The sequence below is a fragment of the Streptomyces sp. MB09-02B genome (assembly GCF_033794485.1).
GTDB lineage: Bacteria > Actinomycetota > Actinomycetes > Streptomycetales > Streptomycetaceae > Streptomyces.
Map to the genome: position 1 here is coordinate 1 of NZ_JARGEE010000215.1, position 15,573 is coordinate 15,573.

Below are 15,573 nucleotides of genomic sequence, written 5' to 3' on the forward strand. Positions count from 1 at the left end.
TTTTTCTTTTTGTTGGGGGAGGGAGTTTTATAAATAAGGCACCGGCACCCCCCGGCCCCCGCGCCCGCCCCCGGCCACCGCGAAGGCCGCCGCCCCCGCGAAGCAGGCCGCGCCCGCCGCTGCCACCGCCGAGGGCCCGGAGCTGATCACGCTGCGCGGCCCGGCCGCCGCGGTCGCGAAGAACATGAACGCCTCCCTGGAGCTGCCCACGGCCACGTCCGTGCGCGCGGTCCCGGTGAAGCTGCTGTTCGACAACCGCATCGTCATCAACAACCACCTGAAGCGCGCCCGGGGCGGGAAGATCTCCTTCACGCACCTGATCGGCTACGCGATGGTGCAGGCCATCAAGACGATGCCGTCGATGAACTGGCACTACGCGGAGAAGGACGGGAAGCCCACCCTCGTCAAGCCGCCGCACGTCAACTTCGGCCTCGCCATCGACCTGGTGAAGCCCAACGGCGACCGCCAGCTGGTCGTCGCGGGCATCAAGAAGGCCGAGACGCTGAACTTCTTCGAGTTCTGGCAGGCCTACGAGGACATCGTCCGCCGCGCCCGCGACGGCAAGCTGACGATGGACGACTTCACCGGTGTCACGGTCTCCCTGACCAACCCCGGCGGCCTCGGCACCGTCCACTCCGTGCCCCGCCTGATGCCCGGCCAGTCGGTCATCATGGGCGTCGGCTCCATGGACTACCCGGCCGAGTTCCAGGGCACGTCCCAGGACACCCTGAACAAGCTGGGCATCTCGAAGGTCATGACCCTGACCTCGACGTACGACCACCGAGTGATCCAGGGCGCCGCCTCCGGCGAGTTCCTGCGGATGGTCGCGAACCGCCTCCTCGGTGAGGACGGCTTCTACGACGACATCTTCGAGGCCCTGCGCATCCCCTACGAGCCGGTCCGCTGGCTCAAGGACATCGACGCCTCGCACGACGACGACGTCACCAAGGCCGCCCGCGTCTTCGAGCTGATCCACTCCTACCGGGTCCGCGGCCACGTCATGGCCGACACCGACCCGCTGGAGTACCGCCAGCGCAAGCACCCCGACCTGGACATCACCGAGCACGGGCTCACCCTGTGGGACCTGGAGCGCGAGTTCGCGGTCGGCGGCTTCTCGGGCAAGTCCCTGATGAAGCTCCGCGACATCCTCGGCGTCCTGCGCGACTCGTACTGCCGTACGACCGGCATCGAGTTCATGCACATCCAGGACCCGAAGCAGCGCCGCTGGATCCAGGACCGCATCGAGCGCCCGCACACCAAGCCGGAGCGCGAGGAGCAGTTGCGCATCCTGCGCCGGCTGAACTCGGCGGAGGCCTTCGAGACCTTCCTGCAGACCAAGTACGTCGGCCAGAAGCGCTTCTCGCTCGAAGGCGGCGAGTCGGTCATCCCGCTCCTCGACGCGGTCATCGACGCGGCGGCGGAGTCCCGTCTCGACGAGGTCGTCATCGGCATGGCCCACCGCGGCCGGCTGAACGTCCTGGCGAACATCGTCGGCAAGTCGTACGCGCAGATCTTCCGCGAGTTCGAGGGCAACCTCGACCCGAAGTCGATGCACGGCTCCGGCGACGTGAAGTACCACCTGGGCGCCGAGGGCACCTTCACCGGTCTGGACGGCGAGCAGATCACGGTCTCGCTGGCGGCCAACCCCTCCCATCTGGAGGCGGTCGACCCGGTCCTCGAGGGCATCGTCCGTGCCAAGCAGGACATCATCAACAAGGGCGGCACCGACTTCACGGTCATGCCGGTGGCGATCCACGGCGACGCGGCCTTCGCGGGCCAGGGCGTGGTGGCCGAGACCCTGAACATGTCGCAGCTGCGCGGATACCGCACCGGCGGCACGGTCCACATCGTCATCAACAACCAGGTCGGCTTCACCGCGGCGCCCGAGTCCTCGCGTTCCTCCATGTACGCCACGGACGTGGCCCGCATGATCGAGGCCCCGATCTTCCACGTGAACGGCGACGACCCGGAGGCCTGCGTCCGTGTGGCGCGCCTGGCCTTCGAGTTCCGCCAGGCGTTCAACAAGGACGTGGTGATCGACCTCATCTGCTACCGCCGCCGCGGTCACAACGAGACCGACAACCCGGCCTTCACCCAGCCGCTGATGTACGACCTGATCGACAAGAAGCGCTCCGTGCGCAAGCTCTACACCGAGTCCCTCATCGGTCGCGGCGACATCACCCTGGAAGAGGCAGAGCAGGCGCTCCAGGACTACCAGGGCCAGCTGGAGAAGGTCTTCACGGAGGTCCGTGAGGCCACCTCCCAGACCGCGTCCGCCGAGGTCCACGACCCGCAGGACGGCTTCCCGGTCTCGGTGAACACCGCGATCACCGCGGAGACCGTCAAGCGCATCGCCGAGTCCCAGGTCAACGTCCCGGACCACATCACCGCCCACCCGCGTCTGCTGCCGCAGCTGCAGCGCCGGGCGGCCATGGTCGAGGACGGCACGATCGACTGGGGCATGGGCGAGACCCTCGCGGTCGGCTCCCTCCTCCTGGAGGGCACCCCGGTCCGGCTGGCCGGCCAGGACTCGCAGCGCGGCACCTTCGGCCAGCGTCACGCGGTCATCATCGACCGTGAGACGGGCGAGGAGTTCACGCCGCTGATGTACCTCTCCGAGGACCAGGCGCGGCTGAACGTCTACAACTCCCTGCTCTCCGAGTACGCGGCGATGGGCTTCGAGTACGGCTACTCGCTCGCCCGTCCCGAGTCCCTGGTGATGTGGGAGGCCCAGTTCGGCGACTTCGTCAACGGCGCCCAGACGGTCGTGGACGAGTTCATCTCCTCGGCCGAGCAGAAGTGGGGCCAGACGTCCGGCGTCACCCTGCTGCTCCCGCACGGCTACGAGGGCCAGGGCCCGGACCACTCGTCCGCCCGCCCGGAGCGCTTCCTCCAGATGTGCGCGCAGAACAACATGACGGTCGCCATGCCGACCCTCCCGTCGAACTACTTCCACCTCCTGCGGTGGCAGGTGCACAACCCGCACCACAAGCCGCTGGTCGTCTTCACCCCGAAGTCGATGCTGCGTCTGAAGGCCGCCGCATCGAAGGCGGAGGAGTTCACGAGCGGCGAGTTCCGCCCCGTCATCGGCGACAGCTCGGTCGACCCGAACGCGGTCAAGAAGGTCGTCTTCTGCGCCGGCAAGGTCTACTACGACCTGCAGGCCGAGCGGCAGAAGCGCGGCGTCACGGACACGGCGATCATCCGCATCGAGCGCCTCTACCCCCTCCCCGGGGCCGAGGTCCAGGCGGAGGTCAACAAGTACCCGAACGCCGAGAAGTACCTGTGGGCCCAGGAGGAGCCGGCGAACCAGGGCGCCTGGCCGTTCATCGCCCTCAACCTGATCGACCACCTCGACCTCGCGGTCGGCGCGGACGTCCCCCACGGCGAGCGGCTCCGCCGCATCTCCCGCCCGCACGGCTCGTCCCCGGCGGTCGGTTCGGCCAAGCGGCACCAGGCCGAGCAGGAGCAGTTGGTGCGTGAGGTGTTCGAGGCGTGAGCCTCTGAACTCCCGTGACGTCGGAGGGCCCAGCTCCCTTGTAGGGGGCTGGCCCTTCGGCGTTCTGGCCGACCAGTTGGCAGACCCGGGCTAGGTGGTCTGCGGCTCGAAGTTCCAGTACAGCCGTGCGCGGATGCTCCTTTCGGCGTCCTTCGAGTCCCGCACTGCCCTCACATCGGCGTCCAGGCCCCGCTGAGCGACACGGGCCAGGGGATGATGCGGTCCCAGTGCCCGGGCGGCCCGGGCCACCGTGTCCCGACTCAGCTCGGCAGCCTGCTCCGGTCGGCCGACGAGGGTGCGGGTCGCCGACGCGTTGATGGCACAGCCCAGTGTCCACGGGTGCCCTGGACCCACCGCTCCGCTCATCTCGGCCAGAGCCCGCTCCGCCAGGGTGTGTGCCTGCCGCCGCTCCCCGACCGCGCGCAGGACGAGGGCGTGATTGGCCCGTGTGCCCACCGCGTAAGGATGCGTCGGCCCGAGGAGTCGCTCGTACCGGGAGCAGACGAGTTCACTCGACCGACGGGCCTCGTCCACATCACCGTGCTCCCGTGCGAAACAGCACTGGGCGACCGCGAAGATGAGAGAGCGGGCGTCGAACCGCCCGTACATCCGCTCACCCCGTGCTAGCACATCGGCGAAGCGTGCCTCCGCCCCCTCCAGGTCGTCCATGCGGTACTGGCACTGGGCCAGGTTGTAATCCGCGAAGAGGGTCTGGGTGTGGTCCTTCCCGAGGGTCTCCTTGTGCCGACTGAGGCTGTTCGACTGGAGGTCGAGGGCTTCCCGGTACCGACCCAGAAGTCGCAGGTCGATGGCACACCAGTTCTCGGAGAAGAGCGTCCACACGTGGCGGTCACCCAGTACCTCTCGCCGATCCCGGAGGACGTCGAGACCGATGGCCAGCGCCTCTTCGTAGCGGCCCAGCAGTCTCAGCGAGACGGACTTGTTGTTCCGCGCGGCCAGGGTGAAAGGGCCCTGGTCCCCTTCGAGTTCGGTATAACCGAGGCAGGCCTCTTCGGAGAGGTCCAGTGCTTCCTCGTAACGGCCCAACACCCGCAGGTCGGCGGCGAGAGAACCGATGGCACGCAGGTACGGCCGCTGCCTCGTCCCTCCCGTCGCCCGGTGGGCCTCGATCACCGCGCGGCTGACGCTTTCACTGGTCCGGTAGTCGCCCAGCGCCCGCAACAGGTTGGCGTAGTGGTGTCCGAAGTCCCACAGCAGTTCTGGACGCTCGTCCTCCAGGTGGCGCCAGGCTGTGAGTACCTGCTCGGCGAGCCGGAGGCCCGTGTCGTACTCGCCGGACAGATACAGGTAGCGCAGGCAGTTCAGCACCAGCTGCTGCGCGGGCGCGTCGTCGTCGGAGAAGAGATCCGCGTACTCCAGGTGCGGAACGAGCTCGGCGTACCGGGACCACATGGCCACATCCGTGGGGGCTCCCGGATCAGCGGCGACGAGGGCCCGCCGAGCCGTGGTGGCGCCCTCGCGGCACTCCTCCTCGGCCAGGTCGTGGCGTACGGTCTGGTGGACCATCCGGTGCAGTGACAGGAACTCCTTCGCCGGGTCGTACGCCGGACGTTCCACCCGGATCCACGAGAGCTTGCGGAGGTGCTCGACAGCGCGGTCCCAGCGGGCCGTGTCCGTGAGCAGCCGGGCCGGGCCGGGAGGGAGTCCGCTGGTCGGCATGCTCCTCAGCACATGCACGGGAACGGCGTCCGGCGCGAAGAACGTGCACAGTTTCAGCAGTTGGACCGACTCCGGGGCGGCGGCCCGGAACTTGTTCAGCAGCACCGTCAGTGCGGTACTGAAGGACATCGGGAGTACGTCGGAGTCACTGACCGGGTCGTCCGGCCCCGTGCTCCCCGTGAGCAGGCCGAGGTAGTCCTCCACGGGGACACCCGACTCGTCCAGCCAGCCCGCGGTCTGGTCGAGCAGGAGCGGCAGGTCCCGCAGCACGTCCGCCAGCCGGTGGGCGTCCGCCGAGGTCAGCCGTGGCGCGCGGCGGCGGATGAACGCCACCGACTCGTGCCGGTCGTATGCGGGCACCTCCAGGAGCGCGCCGCGGCGGTCACCCCATTCCGCGTCGCACGAGGTGATCAGCACATGGCCGGGGCCCGACGGCACCAGGTTCCGGATCTCGTCGGGTTCGTCCGCGCCGTCCAGGATGAGGAGCCAGCGCGGATACGGGTCCCCCGTGCGCAACGCCTCCCGTACCGCGCGCAGCCGCTCGCCGTATCCGGTTCCGGTCGACAGCCCGAGGGCCGGCGCCAGGTCGGCGAGGCTCTGCCGGAAGGTTGCCTGGTTGGCCGCGTTGACCCACCACACCACGTGGTAGCCGGACGCGAAGCGGTAGGCGTACTCGGTGGCGAGCTGGGTCTTGCCGACCCCTGATACGCCGTGCAGCGTGACCCTGTGCTCGCGCTGGAGCAGTTCGTACGCCATGTTGAGCAGGGGAACCCGGCCCGTGAACCGTTCGTTGCGTTCGGGCACCCGCCCCCAGACGCGCAGGGTGTGCACGGGGAACGGCGGGGCGGTGGGATCGGGCTGCGCGTGGCTCGGCGGATCGGTGGGCAGGTCGAGCCGGTCCAGGAGGCGGAGTTCCGCGTCCTCCGCGCGTACGTCGTAGAGGGGGACGGCGTCCAGTAGGGCCGTCGGCGCGGGCGGGACCGACGGCGCCACCGTGACCGCGGCTATGCGCTGGGCGTCCGGCACCATGACCTCCCGCAGGGCCGCGTCCCATTCCTCGCGTGTCCAGGTGCCGAGTCGGAAGTACTGTTCGCTCAGGAGCATGAGGACCGGTCCCGGCGACAGCAGGAGGTCCTGCAGCGACTCACGCAGCCTTGTGCCGCGAGGGGGATCCCACAGTTGCAGCACGACGCGGTGGCCGCGCTCCTCCAGGCGGTGTCCGATCCATTCGGCCCAGGCCCGGTCGAAGTCGGCGAAGCTGAGGGTGACGGTCTGCCGTCCGGTGCGTAGTCGCCGGGGCCGGTGGTGAACTCGGTCGGCGCCCGGCGGGCCGCTGTGCCGTGGCGGGGTGAGCGGCGCGAAGGACATCGCGCTCTCGTGCACCGACGGGTTTCCCCCTTGCTCGTCGACGTCCGTCGGTCGGGTCTCCGACAGCCGGTTCGCCCGGGTGGCCCGCTCACTCATGATCGCCGCAAGTCGTGCCGCCGGGGCCCGACCGGGCGCACGATCCCGAATCTCGGACAGGAGTTCCGCCTTGCGGACCGGTACACCCCATTGGTTGCTCACCGTCAGCCACAGCGAGGCGTTGCCCGTGGCCCGGCCCGTCGAGACCCGGAAGTGGGCGGGGCCGTAGGTGCCACCGAACCGGTGCAGGACGACGCTCGGTTCGTCGAGGGCCGTGCAGACGAAGTAGGGGGAGCCGTCCAGGGCGACGGTGAAGGTGAACTCCTCCTCAGGGTAGGGCCATTCGTGTGCCGTGTCGTCCTCCGGCAGTGGCCCCCTGAGGTCGACGGTGACGAGGTAGTCGCACTCCGTCTCCGCCACCCGCGGCCAGGCCACCACCGGCTCGATGAACAGGGTGTGCTCGTCGAGGTTCACCACGGGCCCCCTCCCCAGACGTTGTTCCCCTTCTCGCTGACGAGCCGCAGTGCGGTGAGCGGATGCCCGTAGTAGTGGAACATGAAGGCGTAGAGAAGCCGCAGTACGCGTTTCTGACCGACCATGTCGACGTGCCCCTCATCGTTGCGCGTCGTGGGAATGGCCGCCAGAGTGCCGAAGTCCTTGACCGCACGGGCCCGGAAGGCACGCAGGGTCTCGGTGACGGGAAGCTCGGGGTGGTCGGTCACTTCGCGCATCAGCCGTCGGATCAGTACACGGGCCTCCAGATCTCCTACCCGTCCGGCGGTGACGATGCACCCTCCCGCGCCCTTGCGCAGGAAGAGTTCGGCGAAGCCGCGCAGCGCGTGCTCCCCCTGTGCCCGGTTGTGGACGAAGCGCCCCGAGTGGCAGGCATTCAGGCACACCATGGAGCCGTGCGTCCGCAGGACGTGCATCGTCTGGCTGTCGTACTCCGCCCAGGTACGTCCGGCCAGCGTGAGTCGCGTGACGGCGTCGCCGTACGTGCCGTGGCAGCCCATGTAGACCAGGCCGGTGCGTTCCTCCACGGTGTCCAGGGCCCGTAGGAAGGGTGTCATCCGCGGATGTGTCTGGTGGACGTACGGCTTGAAGAGCAGTCCGTCGTCGACCATGTCGTCGTGCAGGTAGGCCAGGATCCCGCCGTGGCACTCCTCGGTCTGCTCCGGCAGTCCCTGACGTCCGTCGTGGACGGTCATCCAGCGGGCCAGCCGGAGCACGGCACCCAGGAGTCCGCCCGTCAGCCCCAGCCGGTCGTCGGCGGGGACCCAGAACATCTCCCAGGGCAGTTCCAGGCCGGTGTCGTCCCACACGATGAGGCGCAGTCGGTCGCCGTAGCGGGCCCGCACCTGGTTGATCCAACCGCCCAGTTCCCTCTGATTTCCCGACCAGAGCTTGGTGCAGCGCAGGATCTCGGACGGGAATTCACCCGCCTCGGTCGCGTTGCCCAGTCCGATGGAAGGAGCCATCAAAGCCGTGGCGCCGCTGGAGCAGGCGAGGTCGCCGCAGCGGCCGTGGAAGCGGTACCCGTCCTGCCCGTCGACGGCCGCGGCACGCGTGACCCGCAGGACCGCGCACCCGTCTTCCAGGCGCTCGTGAGGTCGGGCGTCGACCATGCCGGTTCCGGACGGCGGTCCCTGCGGACGCAGCAGGTGCAGGAGCGAGGGTGCCTCGCGGCGCACCGCGGCCCGGGGGCCGGCCGAGGGGACACGTCGGATCGCGTTGCCCGCTCCGGTCAGCCAGCGGGGGCCGCGTTGCGGCTCACCACCACTCACCCGTGCCCCCTCCCTGGCTTGCGTCGCTCTCCGGGGCCGAGTGGGCACGCCCGTCGACCACAGCGGCACCGAGGGAGTCCGCCAAGGAGAAGGGCAGGTCGCCGTAGGGTTGCGTGCCCGCGTCGAGCACGAACACCCGCAGCCGGGTCCGGTCCATGGCCCTGACGTCGGCCGCCGCCCGGAGTGCGTCGGTCACGCCCTCGGCCCCGACCGGTCCGGTCAGGCGCCCGGTGTGGCTGACACGCAGGGGGACATTGCCCCGCCCGTCGGTGACCACGACCAGCGATGCCTGCACCAAGCCGCTCCCGTGCTGCTGGAACGCCCGGCGGAGGGCTCGTGCGGCCTGTTCGACACCGTGTGCCAGCGGGCTGGCCCGTCCTGGCGGTCTATAGAGGGCGGCGAGGATTTTCGGGTGCAGGACGCTGCGCGAGGCGAAGGACTCGGCCTTCAGCTCGTCGGCCGTCTCGGCGCTGCCGACTTCGACGACGTAGACGGCGGCCCGGACCGTGTAGGCCCAGTGCAGAAACGGGATGAGAGCGTCCTGCCAGTCCCAGTCCTTGCGACAGGTGTGGTCGAGGAGCAGCACGAGCATGCGCTCGGGGGCGCCGGCCCGGACGTAACTGCGCAGGTCCACCGGCGACACGGTGAAGCGGTCCGTGCCGCGGATCCGCTGGTGCACGGCGGCCTCACGGACCGTGCGGACGTAGGCGAGGTCGCTCAGGTCCCGAGCCCGTCGGGTGCCGATCACCACGCCTCGCGGCGAGGCCCGTCCTGTCGTGCCCTGCCAGGGGCTGCGCAGCGGCGCGAGGTCGCGTTGCACGTCGGCCTCGTCCTCGGGATAGGGAGTGGCGAGGACGGTTGCGAAACCTCCGGGAGCGCTGCCGACCCCCTCGGGCGGTTCGGGTTCCAGCAGCCCCTGACCGGGGTCGACGACACGTGGGTCGGCCGGGTCGGCTCCGCGCCGGTCCTGGGCGTCACCGCGCGGTCGGGGGCCGGGGCGGGACGCGAGGTTTCGGGAGGGCTCGCCGTCCGGCTCCCGTCGGACGGCCCGGTGCGCCTCCGTGACGGCCAGTCCCATGAGGCGGGCTGCCTTCTCGCAGTGCTCGGTGTCGGCTACTCGCTCGTCTTCCAGCACGGCGAGCGCCCTCGCCAGCCTGAGGAGGGCGAGCTCCCTGCGGATGCCGGCGTCCGGCCCGAGGAGGAGCGCGGTGCGTGTGATGGCCGCGTCGGTGACGGTGATCGGGGGAACACCGATCCCGTCCGCGGCGCGGGCCGCCATGTCCAGCCAGGCGGACGGAAGGCTGTCGAGCGCCGTTTCGATGTCGAACGGCCTCATGTCCGCTGCGGGCAACCTGATGGCGAACCGATCGAGCAGGTGACCGCTGATGCGGCCCGCGTCCACCGAACGGCAGGCCGCCAGCCAGCGGGCGCGGGGCCGTGCCGCGTGCCTGAGGCCCGCGTGCTCGACCACGGCCACGTCCGCGCCCAGGAGTTGGACCGCCCCCCGCATGCCGGCCACGCTCAGCCGCTGCAGATCGGGTACGGCGACGACGGGCGGTGGCCCGGGGCGGCCGTCCGCCTCGATGAGCGGCCCTGGTGCCAGCCGGAAGGTGATGCCGTCCGACTCCTGACGCAGGACGAGGCGGATCCACAGGTCCTCGTCCCTGCTGGTGGCGCCCAGCATGACGATGGGGGGCGGCTGCTCGTGCGCACCGCCCAGGACCCGGCCGCAGAGGCGGGCCACGGGATCGAGCAGTTGCGGCTCCAGGTCGAACAGGAGGACGCTGGACAGCGCGGGGTCGATGGCGGCACACACCAGCGCCTTGCACAGCCGGGCCGTCAGGTCCTGGGAGTGCTCGGTCGCCCCGGGCGCGGTGGGGGTGGTGTGGGCTTCGGCGTCGGGCGGCTCGGTGGGCATGGGAGGCCTCAGCCGATGTCGAAGAGGTCCTTGACGCGGGCCTCGTCCTCCGGGCCCCAGTCGAACGTGCCGCCGTGCGCGGTCTCGGGCCTGCGATGCCGGAACGCCATCGGCACCACCCGCAGGAGATGGCGGGGTTCGACCGGATTCACGTTCTCCAGCGCGGCGAGTGCCTGAGAGGCCATGGTCGCGACGATCTCCCCTCGCTGCCCGACTGCGTCCACCCGCTGGGCCACCTCGGCGGCCAGTTGGGAGACCTCGTCGGGCACCCGGGTGTACGGCGCCCTCTCCCTGGCCGTCCGCAACCGTTCCCGGGCGACCTCGTTGTCCCTGGCCGCCTCCCGTAACCAGGCGGACTCCGGTTTCGCCCACTCCTCCTCGAAGGCGAGGACGGTCTTGACGGTCCGATGGCGGTTCTCGGCGTCCAGGTGCCGGGCGGCGACCATGAGCCCGAAGCGGTCCAGCAACTGCGGCCGCAGCCAGCCTTCTTCGGGGTTCATGGTCCCCACCAGCCCGAAGGACAGGTGTTTGGCTGTGGCAAGTCCCTCTCGCTGCACGGACAGCACCCCTGTCGAGACGACGTCCAGGATGATGTTGACGAGGTGATCGTCGAGGAGGTTCACCTCGTCGACGTACAACAGCCCTTTCTCGGCGGCCTCCTCCAAAAGCCCCGGCTGCGGGCGGGCCTCGCCCCGCATCAACGCCTCCAACTGCCAGCCTCCGACCACCCGGTCATCCGTGGCGTTGATGGGCAGGGTGACGGGCAGTTCCGTGTGCACCATGAGGGCGAAGGCCCGTACGAGGGTGGATTTCGCGGTGCCTCGTACGCCGGCCATCAACACGCCGCCTATGCGGGGCACGACGTGGTTGAGTTCCAGGGCCAGTTTGAGATCGTCCTGGGCCACGACCCGGCTGTAGGGAAGGATGGGCACGTTCTCCGTCACCTGGCTCACGAGCCGTCTCCCCCTGATTCGTCCGGCTGTGCGCTGTCCTCGTCCGGAGGCGGAGTCTCCGGTCTCCCGTCGGTCCGCCAGCGGAACGTGATCTGCAACTGCGCCTCGGCCTTGCTGGTGACCAGGGCCGCCACTCCCGCGTCGACCTTGATGGCCAACTGCATCTCGATCTCGTCCGGCCTCATCTCCTCACCGAGGTCACCGAACCGCCGTACGGCCTGGGCGGCACAGCGTCGAGCGAGATCGAGCCCGTCGGTGTAGGCGTCGCGGGCGCTCTGCACCACGCGTTGGGTGGCCCTCCCCCTGGTCCTCTCGTCACCGTAGACCGCGTCGAGCCCGTCGGGCACGTCAGTCACCGGTTCGATTTCGACATGGATCGGGATCGGCCCGTCCGCACCCGCCGGAACGGGCCCCACCAAAATCGCCACACGTCCCCCTGGTCAACTTGTGTGTTGCGTGCGGTCGTAGAGGGTGCGGTCTGGGTCATTCCCCGAGATATCGCCAGTTATGCCCACAGCCCGACGATTACTCTCGTTATGTGTAGAGAGGATCAAAATCCCAGTACGGGCGCCTACGGGAACGTGCCGAGACCGTATGCGCGTGATCACGACCAAGGGTCTGCGCCAGGTCCGACAGTGCCTCGTTCTCGATCTTCTCAGCCTGTTGGAGCTTTCTCAGTACTCGTAGATCGTCCGCCAGAGCCACTCGCGCCGAGAGCGTGAGGGGGTGGGTGCGACCGAGGAACTCGGTCGCACGCCGCACTGTGCCATCGCTGAGTTCGGCAGCCGATTCAAGATCACCCATGCGATTGCGTACGGTAGCGGCATTGATTGCACAGCCGAGTGTCCAGGGATGGCGTTCACCGACGACCCTTGTCATATCGATCAAGGATTGCTCCGCCAAGGCTCGGGCGTGACCATGCTCGCCCACTTCGCGCAGGATCAGAGCGTGATTTGAACGGGTTCCCGCAATAAAGGGATGCCCTTCAGGAAGCATCGCTTCGTATCGCGCGACTACCGCTTCGCTGTCGGCCCGGGCTTCATCGATACTTCCGTACTCTCGCCCCCAGCAGCTGTGCGTACTGATGAAACCCAGAGTGTGAGGATGCGTCTCCCCCAGAACTCGTTCACCACGCTCGCGCACGTCGGCCAGCATCATTCCCGCCGCAGAACTTCCACCACGCCGGAGACACAATGCCAAGTTGTATTCGGAAATCAGAGTGATCCGGTCCCGTTCCCCCAAGACCCTTCTGCACTCGGCAGCATGATCCCGAAGCAAGGACTCGGCTTCGGCGTATCGGCCGACCAGCCGCAGGTCCACGGCCCGCCCCAGCTGAGACCACAGCGCGTCCAAACTGCTGGGAGCAACCAAACGACGGAGATCGTCCGTGACACGCCCGTCGACACTGAGCGCCTCTTCGTAACGCCCAAGCAGTCGAAGCGTCACGGCGTGATTGTTGAGAGCACGACGAGTCGTAAGCGAACCCTCACTCAGATGCTCCTGACACATCGCGACGTGCCACTCGCCAAGTTGCAACGCCTCGCCATAACGGGCTAGAGCTCGCAGGTCGGCTGCGAGCCCGCTGACAGCCCTCAGATAGTCGAGGGAACCAGAAGGCCGATGATCCCGCAGATAATCGACGGCAACCCGGTTGATGGCTTCCGAGCCACGATAATCACCCACGGCTCGCAGGTGGTTCGCATAGTGGTGCGTGAGATCCCAGATACGTGCGTGATTCTCACCGAAAAGCTCGCGCCATGCCTCCATGGCCCTTTTACCCAGCTTGATGCCCGCTCCGTACTCCCCTGAGTGGTACATGTACCGGAGGCTGTCCAACACCAGTCGCTGCACCCCGGCGTCGCGGCTCTGCAGGACGTCCGCGTGCTTGAGGTGCGGCACCAGCCGCTCATACCTCGCATACTGCGACCTGTCCTCGGGATTAACGGGATTGGCCGCCAGCGCCCGCCGCGCTACATCGACAAGTTCACGGCGGTCCTCGTCGGACATCTGCTCCCGCACGATCTGGTGCACCATTCGATGGAGGTAGAAGGGCTCACCGGAGGGAACTGTCTCGTCCTCTTCCGTTTCCGTGAACGCCTGAGGAATGACGGAGTAACGCTGCAACTGGTCGATCGCCGCGGTCCATCGTTCCGAATCTTCGAGGAACTCGGCGATTCGAGACGGAAATCCGTGAGTAGGCACCTCTCGCAACAGCCGCACAGGGATCAGGCCCGGCGCGAAGAAGGTGCACAGACGCAACAGGTCGACGGATTCGGGGACGGTCTCACGCAGCTTGTCGAGGAGTATCGACCAGGCATTCCGGAACGGCGCCGGAAAGTCTGGAGAAGCCCTCCCGGCGGTGTGGTCGGGGCCGTGCTCCAAAAGCCGCACGTACTCGGCCACCGACATCTCCGAGTCGTTGAGCCAGCCGGCCGTCTGGTCCAGGAGCAGCGGCAGGTCCTCCAGCGCCTCGGCCAGTTGGTGCGCTTCGTCCCGGCTCAGGCGTGGCGCCCGCCGTCCGATGAAGGCCACCGACTCGGACCGCGAGTAGACAGGTACCTCCAACGTCTGACTGTTGTGGTCCCGCCACCGTGGATTGCGGGAGGTGATGAGGACGTGACCGGGCCCGGTCGGCACGAGGTCAGAGATCTGCTCCGGCTCGTCCGCGCCGTCCAGGATCAACAGCCAGTGGGCATGCGGTTGGCCACGCCGCAACGAGTCTCTGACGGCCCGCAATCGCTCGCCGTAGTCAGCGCCGGTCGAGAGGCCGAGCTTGGGAGCCAGTTCCGCCAGATGCCGCCGACAGACGGCCCGCGTCTCGGCGCTGGCCCACCAGACGACGTCGTACTCAAGACGGAACCGGTAGACATACTCTGCGGCCAGCTGCGTCTTCCCCACCCCGGGCATACCGTGGAAGGTCACGACCGCCGCCCCCGGCTCGGCGTTCTGCAGCAGGCTGTAGGTGTCGTTCAGTAGAGCTTCACGCCCTGTAAAGCGGGTGTTGCGCCTGGGGACCCCGCCGCTCCAGACCTCCGGCGTGGCCATCGGGTATCGCGGGCCGCGCCGGGCATGGGCGGGCCGCGACAGGGGCTGCCCCAGCATGTCGAGCCGGTCGAGCAGGCGCCGTTCGGCCTCGTCGGCACCGGAGTTGTTCAGGTCCGCGGCAGCCAGCACGGTGGTCGCCGTGGGCAACGAGGCGTTGGTGACCAGAACCGCCGCGAACCTGTCGCGGTCGGGGACGACGACTTCACGAAGGGCGGCGTTCCACTCGTCGTACGAACGGACTCCCAACTGGAAGTACCACTCGCTGAGGACGATCAGGATCGGCCCGGGAGCAAGCTTGAGGTCCTGCAGGAGTTCCGTCAGCGACCTGTCCGGCGGGACGTCCCAGCGCTGAGTGATGACACGGCGTCCCCGCCGCTCCAGCCGGTCTTCGATCCAGGCCGCCCAGGCACGGTTGTAACCCGCGAAACTGATGGTGATGGGTTGCTCAACATGCCTGTCGGCCGACCCAGCCGGTGCACGGCCTTCCGGCATGAAACGTCCTCCCCCGCAGAGCGTCTCCGCTCCGCGCGAGTTTAGAGACGCAAGCCAGGAACGACAACGACAACGGTCGCTTTCACGCCGTCAGCGGGGCTGCCTCGTACATAAAAGTCGGCACCACCAGCAGAACACCTAACTTGCGCCTTTCGTACGCATTTCGGCGACCAGGATGACGCGATGGAAGTTCAGATAACCCTACGACACGCCCCACTCGACGCATTCAGGGTCCACCTGGAGTCCGGGTGGAGTCCGCATAGGTGTTCATCCACCGCTCCAGCCTCCCCCGCGCGTCGTCTTCGGCGCTGGCCCAAATTCGACCCGGCGGGGGGTCGGCAGTCATGTGTTCACACTTTTCGAGCAGACCTTCCACCACCGCTCGTCCGGCCGCCGTGAGATCTCCCGACGCGATCACCGGCAACGCCATCCTCACCTGCGCCTGATACCTGGCATGCTCGCGCCAGGCAGCCTCCTTCTGTGTCGGCGACACGTGGCGCGCCAGCGCGCACCGCTGAAAGAAGTCAGCCAGCGCCGCATGACTGTAAACGCCTTGCAGTAAACCGTCATACGGTCTGGGATCAGGGCGCCACGGAGCGAAGTAACGTTCCTCCGACCCCTCGTGATGGAGTGTCACCATCTCCCCCAGGGCTGCCAGCTTGGCATGCTGAAGCTCGTGCACGAGCGTCGCCGCGAGCGTGGCGGAGGTGGGCGGAGCACTGCTCAGGACCGCAGCGAACGCCTCTCGTCGCGTCCCACTGCAACTCCCCGCCTCCCTACCCGCGCCGACGCCCCCAC

7 protein-coding genes and 1 pseudogene are annotated in these 15,573 nt (G+C 68.4%); 1 reads left to right on the forward strand and 7 read right to left on the reverse strand.

Features of this window, described 5'->3' with window-relative positions; genetic code table 11:
- Nucleotides 1-70: 70 nt before the first annotated feature.
- Nucleotides 71-3,499: pseudogene (locus P1P70_RS26560) on the forward strand (multifunctional oxoglutarate decarboxylase/oxoglutarate dehydrogenase thiamine pyrophosphate-binding subunit/dihydrolipoyllysine-residue succinyltransferase subunit); the annotation flags it as partial.
- Between the two features lie 90 nt (nt 3,500-3,589).
- Here the strand turns inward: P1P70_RS26560 and fxsT (P1P70_RS26565) are convergent.
- From fxsT (P1P70_RS26565) to P1P70_RS26595, 7 genes are all read right to left on the reverse strand, one after another.
- Nucleotides 3,590-7,060, reverse strand: a complete 3,471-nt coding sequence (fxsT, locus tag P1P70_RS26565; RefSeq protein WP_319241996.1) for an FxSxx-COOH system tetratricopeptide repeat protein — start codon at nt 7,058-7,060, stop codon at nt 3,590-3,592.
- Complete coding sequence (locus P1P70_RS26570; RefSeq protein WP_319241998.1) at nt 7,054-8,367, reverse strand: CHAT domain-containing protein; 1,314 nt, start codon at nt 8,365-8,367, stop codon at nt 7,054-7,056. Before P1P70_RS26570 ends, fxsT (P1P70_RS26565) begins: the two co-directional genes overlap by 7 nt.
- Complete coding sequence (locus P1P70_RS26575; RefSeq protein WP_319242000.1) at nt 8,354-10,285, reverse strand: magnesium chelatase; 1,932 nt, start codon at nt 10,283-10,285, stop codon at nt 8,354-8,356. Before P1P70_RS26575 ends, P1P70_RS26570 begins: the two co-directional genes overlap by 14 nt.
- A gap of 8 nt (nt 10,286-10,293) precedes the next feature.
- A complete protein-coding gene (locus P1P70_RS26580; RefSeq protein WP_319242002.1) occupies nt 10,294-11,238 on the reverse strand; it encodes an AAA family ATPase in 945 nt (314 codons plus the stop codon).
- Complete coding sequence (locus P1P70_RS26585; protein WP_319242004.1) at nt 11,235-11,666, reverse strand: CU044_2847 family protein; 432 nt, start codon at nt 11,664-11,666, stop codon at nt 11,235-11,237. Before P1P70_RS26585 ends, P1P70_RS26580 begins: the two co-directional genes overlap by 4 nt.
- A gap of 106 nt (nt 11,667-11,772) precedes the next feature.
- Complete coding sequence (gene fxsT, locus P1P70_RS26590; RefSeq protein WP_319242006.1) at nt 11,773-14,775, reverse strand: FxSxx-COOH system tetratricopeptide repeat protein; 3,003 nt, start codon at nt 14,773-14,775, stop codon at nt 11,773-11,775.
- Between the two features lie 226 nt (nt 14,776-15,001).
- A partial coding sequence (locus P1P70_RS26595) for an aKG-HExxH-type peptide beta-hydroxylase (protein ID WP_319242009.1) occupies nt 15,002-15,573 on the reverse strand: 572 nt, incomplete at its 5' end.

Excerpts from the sequence above, each read along its gene's own strand:
- P1P70_RS26575 (WP_319242000.1), bottom strand. The coding sequence starts at position 10,285 with ATGCCCACCGAGCCGCCCGACGCCGAAGCCCACACCACCCCCACCGCG.
- fxsT (WP_319242006.1), bottom strand. The coding sequence starts at position 14,775 with ATGCCGGAAGGCCGTGCACCGGCTGGGTCGGCCGACAGGCATGTTGAG.